Genomic DNA, 20,392 nt, shown 5'->3' on the forward strand with positions numbered 1-20,392 from the left:
ACGCCGCTCTGGTTCGGGCCGATGTCCCACAGTGACTGCAGGGCAGTGGTCCCGGGCGGCGGCCGGGGCACCGTGCGCCCGGGCACGGCGGCGTCCGCCGTGCCCGGGCGTGGACGGGTCAGCCGGTGAAACCGGCCGTGATGGAGGTGAACTCCCAGTCGGGGCGGTCGCGGTTGACCGACCAGAAGGCGAGCCGTCCGATGTGGTGGGAGTTGGCCCAGTCGCGGATCTGGGTCCAGATCCGCGGGGTGGTGATCTCACCGGTGTCGCTGCTGTTGTTCATGCCGGAGATGCCGATGTGGGCGTACGCCTGCGCCTCGGTCCAGCCGAAGACGGACATGAGCTTGCCCTTCAGACCCTCGGTCGCGTTCACCGTACTGCCGTACATGTCGGCGCCGCCGCCGAAGTTGAACGGCATGATGGTGAAGTTGTCGATGTCCGCCCCGAGGGCGTGGGAGCGCTCGACGAGGCGGTTGCCCCAGGAGTTGGGACCCGTGTTGAGCGTCGGGAAGGTGAGGATCGTCCGCAGGCCCGGGTTGTTCTCCTTGACGATCTTCAGGGCGCCGAGGATGCGGTCCTGGACCACCGGGTTCTCGAACTCGTCGGTGTTCTCGATGTCGACGTCGATCGCCTTGAGGTCGTAGGCGTCGATCACCTTCTGGTAGGCGCCGGCGAGGGCTTCGGGAGTGGCGCAGTTGGGGCCGAGCTTGTTGCCGCTCCAGCCTCCGATGGAGGGGACGATGTCGCCGCCGGCCGCGCGGATCGCCTTGATGGTCGACTCGTCCACGCCTCCGGTGAGGGGGCGCTGGCTGTCCCAGGCGGGGTTGCAGCCGTTCTGCGCGAGGATGAAGGCCATCGTGTACCACTTGATGCCGGTGGCGTTCATGACCTCGGTCGCGCTCGGCGGATTGCCCCAGCCGAGATAGAGGTAGGGCGCGGCCTGGACGAAGCGGGTGTCGTCGCCCTTCTCGTCGGTGGTCGCGGTGACGGCCTGGGAGTCCGGGGACGCGTTGCCCGCCCGGTCCTTCGCCCGGACCGTGAAGCGGTAGTCGGTGCTGGGCGTCAGGCCGGAGACCGTCGCGGTGGTTCCCGTCACCGAGGTCGCCAGGACACCGTCGCGGTAGACGTCGTAGCCGGTGACGCCGACGTTGTCGGTGGAGGCGTTCCAGGCGAGCGAGACGCTGGTCGCGGAGGTGCCGGTGACGCGCGGGGAAGTCGGGGCGGTGGGGGCCTCGGCGTCGTCGCCGCCGCCGGGGCCGTCCAGGCTGACGTCGTCGGCGTGGTAGGTGCCCTGGCCGTACCAGCCGTGCAGGTAGACCTCGGCGGTGCGCTGGGAGGCGCCGGTGGTGAAGGAGACGGTCAGCTGTTTCCAGTCGGAGGCGGAGGCGGTCCACGTGGACGCGCCGCCGTCGACGCCGAGGTACACGTAGTTCCCGCGCACCCAGGCGGACAGGGTGTACTCGGTGCCGGGCTGGACGGAGACCGTCTGGGCGCACCGTGCGTTGTCGGCGGCGCTCGCGGCGCCCGCGAGCGCCTTGGTGCCGCCGTGCACGGGGCTGCTCACCACGGATCCCGTACCGCCCGAGCAGGACCAGTCCGACAGGATGCCGGACTCGAACCCGGGGTTGGACAGCAGGTTGGCGGCTTGCGCGGCGGAGGGCGTGGTCAGTGCGCCGGCGCTGCCGATCAGGACGGCGGTGGCGCAGGCGAGGATGCGGTGTCTGGTTCTCACACTGTCTCCCGGTGGGGTGGAGGAGAGCCGATGCGGTGGGGGTGTGCGGGGACCGGCGTACGCTCCTTCCGGGGCGTACGCCGGCCGGTCGCGATCGGGTGGTGCGGCGGTTCAGCAGGCACCGAGGTCTTCCCAGACGCCCCATTCGCCGGTGGTGCCGGGCTCCTCGCCCGTCACCCACCACTTGGCGCGCCAGGTGTGGCCGCCGTGGGAGACGGTCTCGCCGCCGGTGTAGACGCTCCCGGCGTTCCAGACCGGCGCGACGCAGTCGCCCGGCTCGCCGTCACCGCCGCCGTCGTCACCGCCGCCGCCGCCGTCGTCTCCACCGCCGATGTTGACGTCGATGCAGGCGTAGAAGGCGTTGGCGGTGTCCGCGATGTTCCAGACGGCGAGCACCTTCTGCCGGCCGGTGAACCCGCCGAAGTCCAGCTGGTGGCTGACCGAGGCGGGGGGCTGGGCGCCACGACCGTCGAACTGCGCGATCTTCTGGTCGCCGATGAAGTACTGCCAGTTGCTGGTGGCGTGCCGTGCCTCGATGGTCCAGGTGAAGGTGTGCGTGGAGCCGATCGGCGTGACCCGCCAGCCCTTGCCGTCGTCGTCCAGGTCGGCCCACCGGGGGTCCCCGCCGCTGCAGTTGCGCAGTCCCTTCGGGCCCTCGACGCTCGCCGGTTCCCACTTGATCTGACCGCATTGCACCACGCGGTTGGCGCACTGGTCCTGCCTGCTCCCCGGCGAGACCACCCAGCCGTGGGCGCTCGCCGTCGGCGCCGGCAGGCTGATCGCGACCATGGGGGCGACCAGCGCTCCCACGGCGACAGCCACTTTTCTTTTCATGCTCATGACATTCTTCCCCTTCGGTCTCCGTCGAACCAGCCCGCCCCGGCGTACGACGTTGCCGATCAGGCAACCTCACAGCACAGGTCTAGACCTGCGCATGTCAGGTCTAGACCTTAGCGACCCTGCGGGTGCCGTCAAGGGGGTGCGCACGAGGGAGTGAACGGCCGCGCGACCGCGCCGACTTCGGCCGGCTCCCGAAACGACGGCCGGCACGAAGCAGACCGCCGGCCGGACGACGGTCATCACGGACGGTGGCCACCGCGGCACCGGCCCGGTCGCCCGGCACACCGAAGATCATTCACGGGACGAGCCCCAGGGCGGGGCGGCACCCGGAGCGGCCGCCCGTTCGCGGGAGGGCCGGGCGCCGAGCACGCCGGACGCCGTCGAGCCCACCCCTCAGGCCGGTGATCCAAAACGTCCGGTGTGACCTTGGATATACCCTTTGGTGCCCGGTTGTGCGTAGCCTGACCAACTGCTCTCGCACGCAGTGCCGCGATATCGGGTGCACATCACATCGATCGTTCAGGAGACCCATGCGCCCCCGGATAGCCTCTCTCCCGCCCGTCGCCCTGGCGGGCAGTGCCCTGACCGTCGGCATCGGCGGCCTGTATCTCACCGGGCTGCTGCTCACCGGCGGTGAGATCGAGGCGGGTACGACGGTGCGCGGCATGGACATCGGGGGCCTGACCCGTGAGGAAGCCGCCCGGAAGCTGGAACAGCACCTGGCGGAGGCCGGCCCGCGGAAGCTGGCCGTACAGGTCGGCGACCGCAAGGGCGCGGTCGATCCACGGCAGGCGGGGCTCGCCTTCGACATCCGGGAAACCCTGGACCGGGCGACGTCCACCGGCGCCGATCCGGTCAGTGTGATCGGCGGGCTGTTCCGCTCGGGCGGTGACATCGAGCCGGTCCTGCGAGTCGATGAGGACAAGGCCCGTGCCACCCTCGGGAAGCTGGCGAAGACGCTCGACCAGAAGGTCCGCGACGGCGCCGTCTCCTTCGCCGGCGGCCGTGTCGAGCAGACCGCGCCGCGCACCGGATACGCGCTGGACGTGGACGCCGCGATCGGCTCACTGCGCACCTCCTTCCTGCGCGGCACGACGGACTCGGTCACGGTGCTGCCCGCACACGAGACCAAGCCGAAGGTCACGGCGGAAGAGACGCGACGGGCAGTGCGCGAGTTCGCGCGGCCGGCGATGTCGGCACCGGTCACGCTCACCGCGGGCGGCAAGCGGTTCACGCTCACCCCGGCCGTGCTCGGCGAGTACCTGACCATGCGGCCGGACGACGCCGGCAGGCTCACACCGGACCTCGACAGCAAGGGCCTGCGCGCCGCCCCCGCGGTGACCGGCGCCCTGAACGGCCTCCCCACCACGCCCCGGAACGCACGGCTGGGACTCCAGGGCGACAAGGCCGTGGTGACCGCCGACGCCACACCCGCCGTGGAGGTCACCGACAAGGCCCTGGGCAAGGCCGTCCTGCCCCTGCTCACCGGGGCGGGCACCGCCCGCACCGGTGAGGTGGCCGCCCGGCGGATCCAGCCGGAGGTCACCCGCGAGAACGCGGCCCGGCTGGGGCTCACCGAGAAGATGTCCTCCTTCACCGTCGACTTCGAACCGGCCGCCTACCGCACGACGAACGTCGGCCGGGCCGTGGAACTCATCAACGGCTCCGTCGTCATGCCGAACGAGACCTGGAGCTTCAACCGGACCGTCGGCGAACGCACCGAGGCCAACGGTTTCGTCGACGGCATCATGATCTACGACGACCAGTACAAGAAGGCGCCCGGCGGCGGTGTCTCCGCCGTGGCCACGACCGTCTTCAACGCGATGTTCTTCGCCGGGGTCAAGCCCGTCGAGCACGGCGCCCACTCCTTCTACATCGAGCGCTACCCCGAGGGCCGCGAGGCGACGGTCGCCTGGGGCAGCCTGGACCTGAGGTTCACCAACGACTCCGGCAAGGCCATCTACATCCAGGCCGAGTCCACCGACACCTCGCTGACCGTCAGCTTCCTCGGCACCAAGAAGTACGACGAGATCACGTCGGTCAAGGGGCCGCGCACCGACGTGCGGCAGCCGGAGACGAAGGTGAGCACCGACGAGCAGTGCGTGCCGCAGACCCCGCTCGAGGGCTTCGACGTCACCGTGGAGCGGGTCTTCCACGACGACGGCCGGGAAGTGAAGCGGGAACCGTTCCGCACCCACTACACCCCACGCAACGAAATCACCTGCGAAGAGACGCCGAGCACACGTCAGCCCTGAGGAACGCCGCCCCATCGACTCGCCCGGCAGGACATCGTCCCGGCCTCGCCCTCCCGTACACCCCGACCGGCCCACGGGTGCCACGAGGCCGCGCACCCGAGGGATTCCCGCTCACGCCCACAAACGCGGGACCGCAGATCGGGCTCTGTCCCGTATTCCCCGGCGTGCGGGAGGCCGACGGAGCGGATGCGCGGTTTCCACCGGCGTGTGCTCGCGGACGCGCCGACTTGCCGACCGGCTCGGCCCGGTGGTCGAGGAGTCGGTGGAAGAACCTGTGCGCCAAGACGCCGGCCGAGGTTCGCTCCCACGGCTCGTGCCGGGCCACCGTAAACCCTTCCCGCCCCGCGAGAGCATACGAGCGGACCACCCGCGAGCCCGAGGCCCCGCGCCGGTTCGCCCGCCTGCTCCTCACCCGCCCCGACAACCTGCGGGACAAGGACATCGGCCTCCTGCGGGAACTCACTGCCGTCCGCCCTGAGATGACCGGACTCGCAAGGCCCGTTCGGAGGTTCGCCGAACCACTCACTCCCGCCGTCGGCAACGACACCAGGCTCACAGAGTGGATCACAGCCGTTCGTTTCGACGGACCCCGGCCGGGGACCGCAGGCCGAGCCACTGCTCGGCGTCCCAGGCCCGGAACCGCTCCACCTCGGTGAACCCCAGTCTTGCCGCGAGGCGCATCGAGCGGGCGTTGGCGGTCTGGGTGGCGAGCACCACCGGCTCGCCTGGAAGGACGTCCTCGAGCCAGTCGAGTGCCGCCGAGCACGCCTCGGCGGCATACCCGAATCCCCACGCCCGTGGCAGGAAGAGGTAACCGAGGTCGACCTTCCCCGCAGCAGCCGGGCGATGGTGCTCCGGCGCTCTCCTGAGCAGGATCTGGCCGATCATCGCCCCGTCGAGATCGACGACGAAACTCCCGGGCCACCGCTCGGGCGCCCCGGGCATCCCACTCTCGAGCTCGTGACGCGGGCGGGGGCCGCCGAGGTAGGTGTGCACCTCTTGCGACGCCAGCAGCTCGACGAACGCCGCACGGTCCCGGGCCTCGGACTCACGGAGAAGGAGCCTCTCGGTCCTGATCGGGGCGGGCGGCCAGGCGACGGGCCCGAGTTCAGTCATGTCGGCCAGCCAATCAGCAGGCTCGGCAGCGATCAAGACGCGGGAGGAGTCCGGCTTCATGGCCACCGTGGTCGGCATCGTCGGGATCCACGTGCGCCGGGACGCGGGAACCCCCTCGATGACGACCATCAGCGCATGGTGATCACCAGCTTGCCCGTGGTGCGCCCCGTCTCTCCCAGAGCGTGGGCCCGGGCGCCTTCGGCGAGGGGGAAGGTGCCGGAGACATGGGCGCGGAGCCTGCCACGGTCGACGAGTTCGGCGACGGCGCGCATCCCGGCCTGGTCGTGCTCGACGAGGAGACCGACGGCGCGGACCTGTGCCTTCTCCGCCGCGGCCTGGGTGTCCTCGGCACCCGGCAGCAGGGAGACGACGACGCCACCGGGGCGGAGCACGCTCACGGAACGGGTGGCGGTCTCCCCTCCGAGGGCGTCCAGGACGACGTCGTAGCGCTCGTCGGTGTCGGTGAAGTCCTCGTAGCGGTGGTCGATACAGGCATCCGCGCCGAGTTCGCGCAGGAAGTCGTGCTTGGGGGCGCTCGCCGTACCGGTGACGTGCGCGCCGCGCTCCTTGGCGATCTGTACGGCGAGATGACCGACACCGCCGGCCGCGGCGTGGATCAGCACCCGCTGCCCGGCCCGGAGGTCCGCGGTGTCGACGAGGGCTTGCCAGGCGGTGAGCGCGGCCAGCGGCAGGGCGGCCGCCTGGACGTGGTCGATCCCTGCGGGCTTGGCGACGAAGGCACGGGTGGGGCCGGTGACGTACTCGGCGTGGGAGCCGACCCCGTACGGGTAGGGCAGCATGCCGAACACCTCGTCACCCGGCCGGAAGAGGGTGACACCGAAGCCGGTCCCCACCACGGTGCCGGAGACGTCCCAGCCGAGGGTCAGCGGCGGGGGCGGCAGGAAAATGCTCAGGGCGCGGTGCTTGAAGTCCGTGGGGTTGAGTCCGGCCGCGTGCACGGCGACGAGGATCTCCCCGGGGCCGGGCGTCGGCCGCAAAAGCTCGGTCGGCCGCAGCACCTCGGGGCCGCCGAGGGCCGTCTGGTGCAGGGCGAGCATCACGGGGGCGCCGCCCGTGGCGGCGGGGTCCGAGGGGCTGAGGTTCTCAGGGATGTCGGTCGAGGTCATGCCTCGATCCTGGCCGTACGGTCACGGCGGGCGCGATGGCAAGAAGGTCATCCTCCGATACATTCCTGCCATGACCGTCGAGACTCCCACCGTCCGTTCCACGTCCGCCGGGCCCTCCCGGGTCCGTGGCCTCGCCGAGCGCACGGCCGAACTGGACCGTCTGATGCGTCCGGACCCGCGGCCCGGCGCCCACAAGGTCGTCGTCCTCGCCCTCGACGGCGTCTACCCCTTCGAACTCGGCATCCCGCACCGGGTCCTGGGTTCCGCCGACGGCCGCTACGAGGTGCTGTCCGCGAGCGCGGACGGGCAGCCTGTGCGCACCGACTCGGATCTCACCGTCACCCCCGGGCACGGCCCTGAGGTGCTGGCGGAGGCGGACACCGTGGTCATCCCTCCGTACGCGATCTCCCGGGCCTCGGTCACCGCCCCGGACCCGCGAGGCCTCGCCGCCCTGGCCCGCGTCCGCCCCGGCACCCGTCTGGTGTCCATCTGCACCGGCGCCTTCCTGCTGGCCGCCGCCGGTCTCCTGGACGGGCGCCGGGCCACCACCCACTGGGCGCTCACCGACCACTTCAAGGAACTGTTCCCCCGGGTCGAGCTCGACGCCGGCGTGCTCTTCGTCGACCACGGTGACGTGCTGACCTCCGCGGGGGCGGCGAGCGGTGTCGACGTCTGCCTGCACCTGGTGCGCCAGGACCACGGCAGCGAGGTGGCCAACCAGGTCGCCCGTCGCTGCGTCGTGCCGCCGTACCGGGACGGCGGGCAGGCGCAGTACATCGAGCAGCCGCTGCCACCGGCGAGCAGAACCGGCACCGGGCCGACCCGCGACTGGGCACTGCAGCGGCTGCAACTGCCTCTGTCGCTGGACGAGCTGGCCGGGCACGCGGCGATGAGCACCCGTACCTTCGCCCGGCGCTTCCGGGAGGAGACCGGTCTGAGCCCCGGCCGCTGGCTCGTCCAGCAGCGGTTGCGGCGGGCGCGGCAGCTGCTGGAGACCAGCGACCTGCCGGTGGAACGGGTCGCCCACGAAGTGGGCTTCGCCACCGCGACCTCGCTGCGGCGGCACTTGGCGGCCGAGGCGGGGGTCGCCCCGTCGGCGTACCGGCGCACCTTCCGTGCCTCCGGTGCGGCCGCGGGCGACGTCAGTGCGCCGGCAGCACCCGGACAGAGAGGCTCCACCGGCCTGCCGCCCTCACGGACGGCGGGCCGTCCCGTGCGCTGACGCCCAAGGCACCCGTACCGACCCGCGGGTGGAACACCGAGCTCGGCTTCTGACAGCGCGCTCCGGCCCCCGGTGTCAGAGTCCTCGCTCGATGGCCCGCAGCAGCCTCTGCTCGGCCTCTTCCGCCTGACCGGGGAGCAGACCTCGCAGGGGTCCCTCGATGAGGAGTACGGCCATGCCGTGCACGGCCGCCCAGACGAAGTACTCGGCGTCCGGGCGGCGTTCAGCGGGCAGAACGCCGCAGGCCGACAGGTCGTCCAGGGCGTCCGACAGCAGCCGGAAGGCGGTGCGGCCGCCGGTTCCGGCGGCGGCCTCGGTGTCGGTGTCCTGCAGGTCCGAGGTCACGAACGCCGCGCGGAACAGCCCGGGTTCGGCCCGTGCGAAGGCGAGGTAGCCGCGGACCAGGGCCCTCAGGCGCGCGCGGGCCACGGCGGGCTTCTCGGCTTCGTCCCCCTCCGGTCGCTCGTCGGCCTCTTCCGCCACCCGCACCTCCATGGCACGGGCGAGTTCCGCCAGGGCGGCCTGGGACACCGCGCTCAGCAGGGCGCGGCGGTCGTCGAAATGGCGGTAGGCGGCGTTGGGGACGACACCCGCCTGCCGTGTGGCCTCCCTCAGGACGACCGCGTCCGGGCCGCCGGTGCGGGCGAGTTCCACGCCCGCCGCGATCAGCGCCTGCCGCAGGTTCCCGTGCCGGTAGGTGTCCCGGGTCGCCATCGGTGCTCCTCGTTCCTGTGACCGTCTCCCGCTGGATGTGGACGGCGTACACAACTGGGGGTACTGTACGACACCTCCCCTCGCCCGCGCCTCGACGGGCGCGGCCCGCGAAATGTGGACGGCGTACACAAAGGTCGGGAGGGGGCGTGGAAGACATCCATCAAGGGGGCGGAGCGTTGGAAGAAGCAGTGCGTCTCGAAGCCGTGTCCAAGCGATACGGTTCCGGGCGATCGGCGGTGACCGTGCTCGGCCCGGTCGATCTGTGCTTCACCCGGGGGAGCTTCACCGCGGTCATGGGGCCTTCAGGCTCGGGCAAGTCCACCCTGCTCCAGTGCGCCGCGGGGCTGGACCGGCCCAGTGCCGGCCGCGTCGTCCTCGACGGCACGGACATCTCGTCGCTCGGCGAGACGGCACGGACCGCCCACCGCAGGAGGGCCACGGGTTTCGTCTTCCAGGCGTACAACCTGCTGCCCTCGCTCACCGCGGAACAGAACATCGCACTGCCGCTGCGACTCGACGGACGGCGTCCGGCTCGTGGGGAGATACGGCGGGCGCTGGAACGGGTGGGCCTGGCGGACAGGGCCGGCAGCCGTCCGGGCGAACTCTCGGGCGGCCAGCAGCAACGCGTCGCCGTGGCCCGTGCCCTGGTCACCCGGCCCGCCGTGCTCTTCGCGGACGAGCCCACCGGGGCCCTCGACCTGGCCACGGGGCGCGAACTCCTGCGGGACTTGAGGGACTTGGTGGAAACGCCGGGCCAGCAGGGGCTGGGAACGGTGGTCATGGTCACCCACGATCCGCAGGTCGCGGCCTTCGCCGACCGGGTGGTGTTCCTCGCCGACGGCCTCGTCGCCGGGGAGCTGCACCGCCCGGCTCCGGAGGCGGTCGCCGCCCGGATGGCGGCGCTGGGCGGAGCGCGGGGCAGGGCGGTGCCGGAGGCCGCGCGATGCTGAGGGTGGCGCTGGGCACGGTGAGTGCCCGATGGGTGTCGTTCCTGGGGGCGTTCGCGGCGCTGGTCCTGGCGGTCGCCCAGCTCACCGCGCTGGGTGTGGCACTGTCGGCCTCGGCCGAGAGCCCGGACCGTCCGCCGCGCCGCTTCGCCGGCGCCCCCGCCGTCGTCCTGCCCGTCGACCCGCGGTGGGACCCTGCCCGGCACGACCTGGGGGTGCGGTCGCTGCCGGAGTCACGAGGGCTGCCGCCGCGCCTGGTGCGGGCGGTGTCCGGCACGGGGCACACGGTGGTGGACCGGTCCTTCTACGCGCAGGTGGCCGACGGCCCCGGCGACCAGGTCGGTCATCCCTGGCCGGTGGCGCGTTTCGGCGGGTACCGGCTGAACGACGGCCACCCGCCGCGCGCCGCGCACGAGATCGTCGTACCGGCCGACCGGGCACGTGTGGGGGCGGAGGTGACCGTGTTCACGGCGGCCGGACCGGAGCGGCGCACCGTGGTGGGGACCGTGGCCCCGGTGCCCTGGGAGAAGGCCGTGTTCTTCACGGAGGCCGAGGCCGCCAGGCTCTCGCCGCGTGTCGACGCCCTGGTCGCCACGGGTCCCGTCGGCCGGGTACGGGAGGCCGTGGCGGACGGCGCGGCGGTGCTCACCGGGCAGGACCGTCACCGGGCGGACGCCGACGCGGGCACCGACCGGAAGGCGCTGGACAACACGCTCACCCTGCTGCCCGTCATGGCCGCGGTCGCGGGCACCACCGCGGTGTTCGTGGTGGCGTCGACCTTCGCCTTCGCGGTGGTGCAGCGTCACCGGGAGATCGCGCTGCTGCGCACCCTGGGCGCCACCGGCCGACAGGTGCGGCGCATGGTCCGCGGTGAGGCGTTGCTGGTGGGCTGGTGCGCGTCCGCGACGGGTGTCCTGCTGGGCCTGCTGGGCACCGGATGGCTGGCGGCCCTGCTCGTCGCGCTGGACATCGCACCGCCTTGGTTCCGGGTGGAACTGTCGGCACGTCCACGGGTGCTGGCGCCGGTCGGCGCGGCGTTCGTCACGGGTGTCCTCGTGGCGCTCTGCGGAGCCGTCGGGGCGTCGCGCAGGGCCTCGCGCGTCGAGCCCGTGGAAGCGTTGCGGGAGGCGGCGGTCGACGACACGCCGGGGCGTGGGCGGATGCTGCTGGGCGGGGTGGGGTTCGCCTGCGCGGTGGGCACGGCGGGCTGGATCGCACTGGGGGCACCGCGCACGGTCCTCTCCCCCACCGTGTACGTCGTCACCCTGCTCGTGCCCGTGGTGGCCACCGCCCTGCTCGCTCCCCTCCTCGTGGGTCCGGTGGTCCGGGCGCTGATGCGGCCGCTGCGCCGCCTGCCGGGGCCGGCCGCCCTGCTGGTGCGGCAGAGCGCGCTCACCGCGCGCCGTCGCACGGCGGCCACCGCCGCCCCCGTCCTGCTGACGGTCGGCCTCGCCCTGTCCCTGCTCACGGCCACCGACTCACTGGGGGCGGCGCGGAACGAGGGGCTGCGCGAGACGGTCGGCGCACCGTACGCCCTGGTGCCCGACGGCACACCGGGCATCAGCGCACAGGTCGCGGAGCGGGTGGCCGGCATCGACGGCGTACGGCTGGCCGCGCCGGTGCTCACCACGATCCATCTGCCGGACGGCGACGGACGGTTGGAGGAGAACGACGGGCTGGCCGTCGATCCCGGGGCGCTGCGCCGGACGACGCGGCTGAGGGTCGTCGGCGGATCGCTCGCCGACCTCGACGGCAACAGCATGGCTGTCGCCGAACGCTGGGGCAGACAGGTCGGCGACCGGATCCCGGTGGTGCTCGCGGACGGCCGGCGTGTCGTCCTCACCGTGGCCGCCACGTATGCCGCCCTGCCCGGCGAGGACGTGGCCTACCTGCCGCAACGACTCGCCTACACAGGGCTGTTCGCGCGTGACGGTCTGGTCCGTCGCGCCTACCTCGCCCTCGATCCCGGCACCGACCGTGCTGCCGCGCTCGCCGCGGTCCGGGCCGCGGTCGAGGGCGGCGGAGCACGGCTTGCGAGCCGGCGGGAACTGATCGCCACCGAGGCCGCCCTCGGCCAACGGCTGACCGAGAGCCGGCAGCGTGCCACCGGGGTGATCGTGGTGCTGTTCTGCTTCGTGGCCATTCTGAACACCCTGTTGATGGCCACCGCGGACCGCCGCCATGACATGACCGCGCTCCGTACGGCCGGGGCGACTCCCCGGCAGACCCTGTGGTTCTTCGTCGCCGAGTCCTTGCTGGTCGCGGCGGTCGGGGTGGTACTGGCGCTGCTCGCCTTCGGCGTCAACCTCATCGGGCTGGTGGGCGCCCTCGGGCAGTTGTTCCCGGCCGCTCCGGTGTCGGTCCCGTACGCGACGGTGGCCGCCGTCACGGGTGTTTCGGGACTCCTGGTGGTGACCGGCACGGTGGTGCCCGTGGTGGCGGCCCTGCGCACGGGCGGAGGCAGCGGGGCCCGTTGAGCGCCGCGTGAGACGGGAGGCGTGGTCGCGGTGCGTGCCCGGGCCGGGGGCCGTCGCGCGGTCAGGTGATGGTGGTGGCCGTCGCGCCACCGCCGGTGGCGATGCCGCCGCCGGGCTTGGGTGCGGGGAAGGGGAGTCTGTCCGGTCGGCACGTTGTTCCGGTCGGCGGGAGGGTGCCGTCGATCAAGTAGCGGCTCTCGTGGGCCTGGACGCAGGTGCTGGGGTTGAGCAGTGCGGTGTGCCCGTGTCCGTCGACGGTGAGCAGGCGGGCGTCGGCCAGTTCCTCGGCCATGGCCTGTGAGGCCGAGTAGGGGGTGGAGGGGTCGTAGCGGGTGCCGACCACCAGGACGGGGTGTGCCGTCGGCTTGTTCCACGGGCCGCGGTAGCGGTCGGCGGCCACGGCCGGCCAGGTGGCGCACCCCTCGCTGGCCCAGGTCCAGAAGCGTCCGGCGTCGCCCGCGCGGGCGGCGGCGGCCTCCTCCAGGGCGTGGTAGACGCCCGGGTCACGCGGATTGGGGCTGTCGCCGCAGAGCACCGCGGCGCCCTGTTCCTCGCCCAGGTACGGATTCGGGTTCGGGACCGGTGGCGGGGGCGGGAACGGGGACGGCTCCGCGACGCGGCCCTGCCACAGGTCCTGGAGTCTCCCGGCGAGTTCCGTCCACCCCGGGTGGACGACGTAGAGGCTGTTCACCACGTCGGCGAACGTGCCGGCATACGTCCACGCGCCTACGGGCTGCTCACGGAGTCGGCGCATCAGCTGGTCGAACTTGTCCCGGGTGGCTTTCGGGCCGCCGGCGGAGAAGGCGCAGTGGGCGGTGGTGGTGGACCCGCACGAGGTGAGGAACTGGTCCAGGGTCGCCGCCGCGGAGCGGTCGGAGCCCATGCGCAGGAAGCTCGTGAGCCGGGGGTCGTCGTCGGAGGCGTGGTTCGTCCAGGCCTGCGGGTCCCAGTTGCTGTCGAGGATCATGGCGCGGACCTTGCCGGGGAACATGTTGGCGTAGGTGGCGCCCAGGATCGTGCCGTAGGAGATCCCCTGGTAGGTGAGGTGCGGATCGCCCACCGCCTGGCGGAGCCGGTCGAGGTCGCGGGCGGTGTCGGCGGTCGACACATGGCGCAGGAGTTCGGGGGCCCGCTGCTCGCAGCGCCGTGCCAGGTCCTGGTACGCGGCGATGAAGGCCGCCCGCTCCTCTTCGCCCACGGGGAAGCCCGCCGCGTGGTTCGCGTTCCAGTCGGCGGCTTCCTCGGGGCTCCCGAAGCAGTCGACCGCGGTGCTGTTGCCGACTCCGCGGGGGTCCCAGCTGACGATGTCGAACCGCTCCCGCACCTCGCGTGGGAAGGACTCGTAGTTCTGTGGCATCTGCACGGTTCCGGGGCCGCCGGGCCCGCCGGGGTTGAAGAACAGGGTGCCGATGCGCCGACCGGGGTCGGTCGCCTTCCGTCTCACGACTGCCAGCTCGATGGTGCGACCACGTGGATCGTCGTAGTCCAGCGGCACCTTCGCGGTCGCGCAGTCGAACTCACTGCCGGGTACGCACCGGCTCCAGTCCAGCTGCGGGGCGGGCACGGTGGGGGCACCGCCGGCCGAGGCGATGTTCGGCCCGGTCACCATCGTCGAGCAGGTCAACAACGCCGTGATGACGGCCGTACGACGTCGGCGGCCGGCTACGGGTCCGCGTATGGGGGGCATGGGCATACTCCGTCCCTCTCGCTCCGTGGCTGAGCGCCCGAGTCCACCGCTGCGCCGGTCCTCGGCACGCACCGTTTCAACGACACCGCGACGCGGCGGGACGTGCGAGGCAACCGCAGCCGAATGGCCGAGCGGCAGCGGCCGGAGACGCTCACGGTGGTGGCTGTCCTGGGTGCCAGGAGGCCACAGCCAAGGGTGAGGTGCCGTGATCAGTCCTCGCGGCGCCGACGCGCGAGATGGACGGTGATGTCGGCGGCCATCTCGACCCTGTCCGGCAGTACCCGCATGACCTGGCCGAGCACCTGCTCCCGCTCAGCGGTCGGCAGGACGAGACAGGCCGAGATGGTGGAGAGATGACCAACGTAGTCGTGGGCGCTCATCGTCACGCGTCGTCCGATCGCGGACTGCCGGACGTCGGTGAACCACTCGGACCGTCGCAGCTCCGTACCCGGCCACTGCATCTCATGCCCCGGAGGCGTCCCGTCGGGCGACGGAATCTCGTCACTCTCCAAGAACGGCGCTCGCGCCGCGCGGACGGCCTCCTCCACAGCCGGGTCGGCCAGTCGGAACGGCCCGCCCCATGAGGCGAATACGCCACCTGGTGCCAACAGCGCGGCCATGCGCGGCCACCGGCCCTCCGGCTTCGTCCAATGCAGCGCTGCTGCCGCATAGACCAGCCCATACCGTGCGCCCGGTCGCAAGTCCTCGAACGCGGCTTGCAGTGGCCTGACGTTCGTCGGCACGTGCTTGCGCAGCTCGGCGAGCATGGACCCGTCAGGATCGGTGGCGGTCACCGTGACCCCCCTCTGAGCGAACAGGCGGGTCGCCTTGCCTGTCCCGGCGCCGATCTCGAGGGCGGTCCGAACCGGATGGCCCGCGTATGCCATCACCATGTCGAACAGCTCCACGGGATATCCCGGCCGGAACCGTTCGTATGCTTCCGCCACCGCTCCGAAACTCAGCGCGCGACCAGACATGCCCAACATCGTGACACGGAGAACGAGTCCCTCGTTCCCGGAGTCCGTGGCCGACGTGCCGGAGCCACAGCGCTGAGAGCCTCTCTGCCTCCGGGCCCGACGATCGGTCGCTGCTCGATCTGCCGGGCGGTCCGCGTCGCGGTGAACCGTTCGGCGGCGTTCCGGAGTCCGCGCTCGCGCTGCGGGTCGTGGGGCTCCTCCGACGAGCGGGTCGCACGGCTGGTGGCGAACGGCGTGAGGACCGTCACCGGCGGGATGCGCCGCATCGCGAACCGGGCCACGGGTCCCGTTCCCGTGATGCCCTGAGCGCCGGTGTCCCGCGGTGGCCGAGGCGGGGAGCCCGCCCCCCGGCTCGTCCTTCGTCGAGCGGCGTTCAGCCGGCTGTCCCGGCATGGTCACAGCAGGTGGGGAGAGTGGCCTCCAGCCCCCCACTCACCACCTGTGACAAGGAGCGGGAATGACCCCTGCCGATTCCTCTCACCCCGACAGACGCGGTCTGCTGCAGGCCGCCGTCGCGATCCCCGCCGTCGGGGCCATGAGCGCCGCCGCGCTGGCCGCCGGCGTCGGGCCCGCGCACGCCGCCCCGGACGCGGCACGCCCGGGTCGCTTCGACCCCGCCTCGCCGCGATTCGGCCTCGCGGTGCTGCCCGACACGCAGTACCTGTTCGACGCCGACAGCGCCGACCCCGAGCCGTTGCGGGCCACGTTCCGGTACCTGGTGGGCCGGCGCGGGGACGCCAACCTCGCCTTCATGACGCACCTGGGCGACATCACGGAGCACGGCACACGCGAGGAGATCGCCCTCGCCGCCCGTACCTTCCGCTTGATCGACGGCCGACTGCCGTACAGCGTCCTGGCCGGGAACCACGACATCGCCTCCGGTGACGACCAGCGGGGTGACACTCCCTATCTGGACGCCTTCGGCCCGCACCGGTTCGCCTCCGCGCCCACCTTCGGCGGCGCCTCCCCCGACGGCTACAACAGCTACCACGTCCTGCGCGCGGCCGACCGCGAGTGGCTGGTCCTCGCCCTGGACTGGCGGGTGTCCGAGGCTGGCCTGCGCTGGGCCCAAGGCGTGCTCGACGAGCACCGCACCTTGCCCGCCGTACTGACCACCCACGACCTGGTGTGGGCCGGGGACGACGGCGCGGCCCGTCTGTCCGACAACGGCGCCCGCATGTGGGACGAGCTCATCCGCCGCAACGACCAGATCTTCCTCGCGCTCGGCGGGCACTACTGGCCGCCCGGCCGCACCGTCCTGGCCAACGATTTCGACAACGATGTCCACCTGCACGTCACCAACTACCAGGACCGCTACTACGGCGGCGCGGGGATGATCCGCCTCTACGGCTTCGACCTCGTCCGAGGCGTCATCGATGTGGAGACGTTCTCCCCGTGGTTCCTGGCCCGCGACGCGTCCGACCGCACCCCGCTGGAGGCCGAGACACTCGAACTGACCGGTCCCGTCGACCGGTTCAGCCTGGAGATCGACTTCGCCGACCGCTTCCGGCGCTTCGCTCCCCCTGTGGTGCCGAAGCCTCGGCCGGCCCCGGCCGTCATGCCCCGTGGCACGGTCGCCTACTGGCGGTTCGACTCCTCGGGCGCGGTCCTGCCGGCGGCGGGCGCCCCGGTCCCGGACGGGACCGTCGTGCGTGACCTGTCCGGCAACGGCAACGACCTCACCGTCAGCCGGCTGCACGACAGTGACCCGAAGGTGCTCACCGTCTCGGCCGAACACCACCCCGGGCAGCCCGCACACGCCAGTCTCCGCTTCGACGGGGGCAAGAACCCCGACCGCGGAGCCATCCTGACCACCGGCCCTCGCGCGCGCCTCAACAGCGAGAAGTTCCCGCGCGGTTACACCATCGAGACGTTCGTACGGCTGCCCGAGCCGTTCGAGGGCGACCACGCCTGGATGGGCATCCTCAGCTGGGAGGGACGCAACGGCGACATCGGCAAAACCACCGGCTGGTCTCCGCTGGAACCCACGTGCAGCCTCAACGTCTCTCCGGAACGCTTCCTTCAGTTCGTGGTGTATCCGGACCGCCAGGACGCCGACCCGACCTCGTGGAGCCATGCGATCCCGGTCGGACGCTGGACCCACATCGCCGTCGTCAACGACGCCCGCCGCACCATCGTGTACGTGGACGGCTCGAAGATCGCCCGCAATCCGGCCCAGCCGTCGACCGGCATCGCCACGCTCGGCAAACCCTTCGTGCTCGGTGCCACGCAGTTCGACGAGCGGTTCGGACAGGGCTTCTACGGCTGGATGGGCGACACCCGCATCGTCGGCCGCCCGCTGTCCCCGGCCGAGTTCCTGGCCCCCGTCGGCTGATCGCAGCGGTACGGTGTCGCCCCGCATCGGCCACCACCCCGCACCCGCATGTCCGTATCCGTGGGCCGGCCGTCCATGAGGACGGTTCCGAGTGAGGGGCCGGCCGGGGAGGGTGGGACGAGCCGGGACGTGACCCGGCGCTCCGATCTTCCTCGTCGAGGAGGCACCGTGCCCGAAACGATCGCCGGGATCGCCATCCCGGACACCGCCCTGGTCCGCGAGGCCGGCGCGCTCGCGCGCCGGGCGGCGGACGACACCTTGTTCCACCATTCCCGCCGGGTGTTCCTGTGGGGAGTGCTCAAGAGCGCCGCCCGGGGGCTCGAGGTGGATCCCGAGCTCGCCTACGTCGGCGGGCTCTTCCACGATCTCGGCCTGACGGACGGCCACCGCACGAAGGACCGCCGGTTCGAGCTCGACGGTGCGGAGGTGGCGTACGGGTTCCTTCGGGACCACGGCCGCTCCGAGGAGGAGGCGCGCAACGTCTGGCTGGCGATCGCGCTGCACACCACGCCGGAGGTTCCGCTCCACCTGGCGCCCGAGGTCGCTGTGGTGACCCTGGGCGTCGAGACCGACGTCCTGGGCCTGGGGCTCGACGAGATCACGCCGGAGCAGCGTGCGGAGGTGGTGGCCGCCCACCCGCGGCCGGACTTCAAGAGGCGCATCCTCCAGGCGTTCCACGACGGCATGTCCGACCGGCCCCGAACCACGTTCGGCACGATGAACGACGACGTGCTCGCCCACTTCGACCCGTCGTTCCGGCGTGAGGATTTCGTCCGGATCATCCAGGACAGCGCCTGGCCCGAGTGACCTGATCGGCGGCCTCGCAGCGGTGACGCGGAGGGGCGTCGGCCGGCGGGGCGCTCCGGCCCGGCGGTCCTGGGCCGGCGCCCGAGCCCCGAGGCCCCGCTTTCGGACATCCTGGGAGGGAGCGAGGAGAGGAGCGGACGGCCCATGACGGATCACCGTGTGGCGTTCCTGGTGTTCGACGGCATGAAGATGCTGGACGTGTCGGGCCCCGCGGAGGTGTTCGCCGAGGCGAACACGTTCGGCGCCCGGTACACGCTGTGCTACGCCTCGCCGTCCGGCGGGCCGGTGCGCACGTCGATCGGCACACGCCTGGCGGTGGACACGAGCGCGGCCGGCCTCGAGGACATCGAAACGCTCGTGGTCACGGGCGGGGACTCGCTCGTCACCGAGCCGATCCCCACGATGCTGACCGACGCCGTCCGGCAGCTGCGTCCCCGCGTGAGCAGGCTGGTCTCCATATGCACGGGTTCATTCGTTCTCGCTGCCGCCGGCGTACTGTCGGGGCGTCGCGCGACCACCCACTGGCGACACGCCCCGCTGCTCGCCCGCGCCTACCCCGACATCCGGGTCGAGCCGGACTCACTCTTCGTCCAGGACGGTGACGTCATCACGTCGGCCGGCATCAGCTCCGGGATCGACCTGGCGCTCTCCATCGTCGAGCACGACCACGGAGCGGACCTCGCCCGCGACGTCGCCCGCAATCTGGTCATGTTCATGCAGCGCCCTGGAGGCCAGTCCCAGTTCTCCGCGCCGCTGAAGGTCCGGGTGCCGCGCACCCCTGCGCTGCGTGCGGTCACCGACCTGGTCGCGGCGCAGCCCGCGCTCAAGCACAGCACCGACTCGCTGGCGGACCTCGCCGGGGTGAGCCCCCGGCACCTCACCCGGCTGTTCAGTGCCGAACTCGGCACGACACCCGGCAAGTTCGTCGAGACCGTGCGACTGGACCACGCGAAGGCCCTGCTCGACGCCGGTCACGGCGTGACCGAAACCGCTCGGGTGGCGGGTTTCGGAAGCGCCGAGACATTGCGGCGGACGTTCGTGGCCCGGTTCGGCGTCCCGCCGGCTCACTACCGCGCCCGGTTCGCGACAACGCGTCCCGACCCCCGCCCTCGGCAGGACCCGGCCCGCAGCAGGTCCAGGCGTGTCCGGCGGCAGGGATCACTCGCCGCCGGCTCCACCGGCCCACGTCCGTGGCGGAACGACAGGCCCGGAACCGATTCCCGCAATCAATAATACTTTCATTTGAGAATACGAAAGTGCCGCGTCCGGAAAGACTGGAAAACACCGACGTCGACAGGTTTCCCGACTGCTCCTAATTACCTGTTGACCGCTCGTGAACCGCTGGACGTCCACAACGACCGTCCCGTGTTCCCACTCGTCCGTGTGTGACGCATCGGACCAGGTCAGAGATGCCTTATAGCCAAAACAAAGGCGTTCTTCGTCAGCTCTGTGCATCCCCTGCCGTGTCGCTTAATTTCATATGGACGCGTCCGGGCCGGCTTTACGGGCCCGGAACTCCTCGGTACAGGAAGGTCCAGCGAATGAGTCCTCACGACGTCGACCAGCTCCTCGACCGCAAGCTCGACGTGTGCTTCGGACACGGCGACCAGAACGGCGACGGCGTCCTCGAAAGCGCCGACGCCCTGGCACTGGCGGCCCGGATCGTGGCGTACATCGGCGAGCCGTTCGGCTCCGACAACGCGCAGGCTCTCTTCAAGGCGTTCGGGCTGTTCTGGCAGCACGTCAGCTCGGCCGTCGACTTCAACCAGGACGGCCGGATCACCCCCCTGGAATGGCGGACGGGCCTGCGCCGCGCGTTCGCGGAGGACGAGGCGGGCTTCACCGAGGGCTTCCGGCCGCTGGCCGAGGCGCTGTGGGCGATCTGCGACCGGGACGGCGACGGCAGCGTGGACGCCGGTGAGTTCGCCTGCTTCCAGAAGGCGTTCGGCACCTCCGCGGAGAACAGCCGGATCGCCTTCGAGAAGCTCGACCGCGACGGTGACGGGAGTCTGTCCGTCGACGAACTGCTGACCGCCTGGAAGGAGTACTACACCAGTCCGGACCCGGACGCGCCGGGCAACTGGCTGTTCGGCGACATCTGGCAGAAGGACATCTGGGAGGGCACGCGCGTCAAGCTCTGACGCCGTCCGCTCGCC

The 20,392-nt window shown here is 71.8% G+C and carries 16 protein-coding genes; 9 read left to right on the forward strand and 7 right to left on the reverse strand.

Translation table 11 applies throughout. The features are described 5' to 3' along the window. Positions 1-118 precede the first annotated feature (118 nt). On the reverse strand, positions 119-1,732 hold the full coding sequence (locus tag ACZ62B_RS01635; protein ID WP_469689115.1) for a carbohydrate binding domain-containing protein: 1,614 nt from the start codon (positions 1,730-1,732) through the stop codon (positions 119-121). 111 nt (positions 1,733-1,843) lie between these two features. Then, positions 1,844-2,572, reverse strand: coding sequence for a lytic polysaccharide monooxygenase (locus tag ACZ62B_RS01640; protein WP_469689116.1), 729 nt, complete (start codon positions 2,570-2,572; stop codon positions 1,844-1,846). A 530-nt stretch (positions 2,573-3,102) separates the two neighbouring features. Between ACZ62B_RS01640 and ACZ62B_RS01645 the strand changes: the two genes are divergently transcribed. Further along, positions 3,103-4,827, forward strand: coding sequence for a VanW family protein (locus ACZ62B_RS01645; RefSeq protein WP_469689117.1), 1,725 nt, complete (start codon positions 3,103-3,105; stop codon positions 4,825-4,827). A gap of 564 nt (positions 4,828-5,391) precedes the next feature. Here ACZ62B_RS01645 and ACZ62B_RS01650 read toward each other — a convergent pair. Then, positions 5,392-5,943 carry a GNAT family N-acetyltransferase gene (locus ACZ62B_RS01650; protein ID WP_469689118.1) on the reverse strand — a complete coding sequence of 184 codons (552 nt, stop codon included), beginning with the start codon at positions 5,941-5,943 and terminating at the stop codon, positions 5,392-5,394. Between ACZ62B_RS01650 and ACZ62B_RS01655 the strand changes: the two genes are divergently transcribed. After that, positions 5,942-6,085 (forward strand): hypothetical protein, encoded by a 144-nt coding sequence (locus ACZ62B_RS01655; RefSeq protein WP_344560391.1) that lies wholly within the window; start codon positions 5,942-5,944, stop codon positions 6,083-6,085. The genes ACZ62B_RS01650 and ACZ62B_RS01655 overlap by 2 nt on opposite strands. Here the strand turns inward: ACZ62B_RS01655 and ACZ62B_RS01660 are convergent. Beyond that, a complete protein-coding gene (locus ACZ62B_RS01660) occupies positions 6,072-7,070 on the reverse strand; it encodes an NADP-dependent oxidoreductase (protein WP_469689119.1) in 999 nt (332 codons plus the stop codon). The two genes, ACZ62B_RS01655 and ACZ62B_RS01660, sit on opposite strands and share 14 nt — an antisense overlap. Before the next feature lie 70 nt (positions 7,071-7,140). On the opposite strand from ACZ62B_RS01660, the gene ACZ62B_RS01665 reads away from it, so the two are divergent. Beyond that, the gene (locus tag ACZ62B_RS01665) at positions 7,141-8,292 is read left to right on the forward strand and encodes a GlxA family transcriptional regulator (protein WP_468882669.1); all 1,152 of its coding nucleotides are present in this window, start codon (positions 7,141-7,143) and stop codon (positions 8,290-8,292) included. Between the two features lie 75 nt (positions 8,293-8,367). On the opposite strand, the gene ACZ62B_RS01670 is transcribed toward ACZ62B_RS01665, so the two are convergent. After that, a complete protein-coding gene (locus ACZ62B_RS01670) occupies positions 8,368-9,006 on the reverse strand; it encodes a TetR/AcrR family transcriptional regulator (RefSeq protein WP_469689120.1) in 639 nt (212 codons plus the stop codon). Positions 9,007-9,182: 176 nt separating this feature from the next. On the opposite strand from ACZ62B_RS01670, the gene ACZ62B_RS01675 reads away from it, so the two are divergent. Both ACZ62B_RS01675 and ACZ62B_RS01680 read left to right on the forward strand, forming a co-directional pair. Then, complete coding sequence (locus ACZ62B_RS01675) at positions 9,183-9,956, forward strand: ABC transporter ATP-binding protein (protein ID WP_382053466.1); 774 nt, start codon at positions 9,183-9,185, stop codon at positions 9,954-9,956. Next, the gene (locus ACZ62B_RS01680) at positions 9,950-12,430 is read left to right on the forward strand and encodes an ABC transporter permease (RefSeq protein ID WP_469689121.1); all 2,481 of its coding nucleotides are present in this window, start codon (positions 9,950-9,952) and stop codon (positions 12,428-12,430) included. The genes ACZ62B_RS01675 and ACZ62B_RS01680 overlap by 7 nt, the downstream gene beginning before the upstream one ends. 61 nt (positions 12,431-12,491) lie before the next feature. Here the strand turns inward: ACZ62B_RS01680 and ACZ62B_RS01685 are convergent, their stop codons facing one another. Together ACZ62B_RS01685 and ACZ62B_RS01690 are read right to left on the reverse strand one after the other, a co-directional pair. Continuing rightward, positions 12,492-14,117: an alpha/beta hydrolase gene (locus ACZ62B_RS01685; protein ID WP_468885936.1), complete on the reverse strand. Its 1,626-nt coding sequence runs from the start codon at positions 14,115-14,117 to the stop codon at positions 12,492-12,494. Between the two features lie 209 nt (positions 14,118-14,326). Next, positions 14,327-15,094: a class I SAM-dependent methyltransferase gene (locus tag ACZ62B_RS01690; protein ID WP_468722621.1), complete on the reverse strand. Its 768-nt coding sequence runs from the start codon at positions 15,092-15,094 to the stop codon at positions 14,327-14,329. A 457-nt stretch (positions 15,095-15,551) separates the two neighbouring features. On the opposite strand from ACZ62B_RS01690, the gene ACZ62B_RS01695 reads away from it, so the two are divergent. The 4 genes from ACZ62B_RS01695 (at position 15,552) to ACZ62B_RS01710 (ending at position 20,377) form a co-directional block, all read left to right on the forward strand. After that, positions 15,552-17,429: a LamG-like jellyroll fold domain-containing protein gene (locus ACZ62B_RS01695; RefSeq protein WP_469689122.1), complete on the forward strand. Its 1,878-nt coding sequence runs from the start codon at positions 15,552-15,554 to the stop codon at positions 17,427-17,429. A 168-nt stretch (positions 17,430-17,597) separates the two neighbouring features. Next, positions 17,598-18,236 carry an HD domain-containing protein gene (locus ACZ62B_RS01700; protein WP_469689123.1) on the forward strand — a complete coding sequence of 213 codons (639 nt, stop codon included), beginning with the start codon at positions 17,598-17,600 and terminating at the stop codon, positions 18,234-18,236. A gap of 144 nt (positions 18,237-18,380) precedes the next feature. Continuing rightward, a complete protein-coding gene (locus ACZ62B_RS01705; protein WP_469689124.1) occupies positions 18,381-19,469 on the forward strand; it encodes a GlxA family transcriptional regulator in 1,089 nt (362 codons plus the stop codon). Between the two features lie 308 nt (positions 19,470-19,777). Beyond that, positions 19,778-20,377: an EF-hand domain-containing protein gene (locus ACZ62B_RS01710; protein WP_344560381.1), complete on the forward strand. Its 600-nt coding sequence runs from the start codon at positions 19,778-19,780 to the stop codon at positions 20,375-20,377. Positions 20,378-20,392 lie beyond the last annotated feature (15 nt).

This window comes from Streptomyces sp. NPDC053426, assembly GCF_055585405.1.

What these genes read in the sequence shown, in the direction of transcription:
- ACZ62B_RS01640 (WP_469689116.1), bottom strand. Translation starts at nt 2,572, where the DNA reads ATGAGCATGAAAAGAAAAGTGGCTGTCGCCGTGGGAGCGCTGGTCGCC.
- ACZ62B_RS01645 (WP_469689117.1), top strand. Translation starts at nt 3,103, where the DNA reads ATGCGCCCCCGGATAGCCTCTCTCCCGCCCGTCGCCCTGGCGGGCAGT.
- ACZ62B_RS01655 (WP_344560391.1), top strand. Translation starts at nt 5,942, where the DNA reads ATGTCGGCCAGCCAATCAGCAGGCTCGGCAGCGATCAAGACGCGGGAG.
- ACZ62B_RS01650 (WP_469689118.1), bottom strand. Translation starts at nt 5,943, where the DNA reads ATGACTGAACTCGGGCCCGTCGCCTGGCCGCCCGCCCCGATCAGGACC.
- ACZ62B_RS01660 (WP_469689119.1), bottom strand. Translation starts at nt 7,070, where the DNA reads ATGACCTCGACCGACATCCCTGAGAACCTCAGCCCCTCGGACCCCGCC.
- ACZ62B_RS01665 (WP_468882669.1), top strand. Translation starts at nt 7,141, where the DNA reads ATGACCGTCGAGACTCCCACCGTCCGTTCCACGTCCGCCGGGCCCTCC.
- ACZ62B_RS01670 (WP_469689120.1), bottom strand. Translation starts at nt 9,006, where the DNA reads ATGGCGACCCGGGACACCTACCGGCACGGGAACCTGCGGCAGGCGCTG.
- ACZ62B_RS01680 (WP_469689121.1), top strand. Translation starts at nt 9,950, where the DNA reads ATGCTGAGGGTGGCGCTGGGCACGGTGAGTGCCCGATGGGTGTCGTTC.
- ACZ62B_RS01685 (WP_468885936.1), bottom strand. Translation starts at nt 14,117, where the DNA reads ATGCCCCCCATACGCGGACCCGTAGCCGGCCGCCGACGTCGTACGGCC.
- ACZ62B_RS01690 (WP_468722621.1), bottom strand. Translation starts at nt 15,094, where the DNA reads ATGTCTGGTCGCGCGCTGAGTTTCGGAGCGGTGGCGGAAGCATACGAA.
- ACZ62B_RS01695 (WP_469689122.1), top strand. Translation starts at nt 15,552, where the DNA reads ATGACCCCTGCCGATTCCTCTCACCCCGACAGACGCGGTCTGCTGCAG.
- ACZ62B_RS01705 (WP_469689124.1), top strand. Translation starts at nt 18,381, where the DNA reads ATGACGGATCACCGTGTGGCGTTCCTGGTGTTCGACGGCATGAAGATG.
- ACZ62B_RS01710 (WP_344560381.1), top strand. Translation starts at nt 19,778, where the DNA reads ATGAGTCCTCACGACGTCGACCAGCTCCTCGACCGCAAGCTCGACGTG.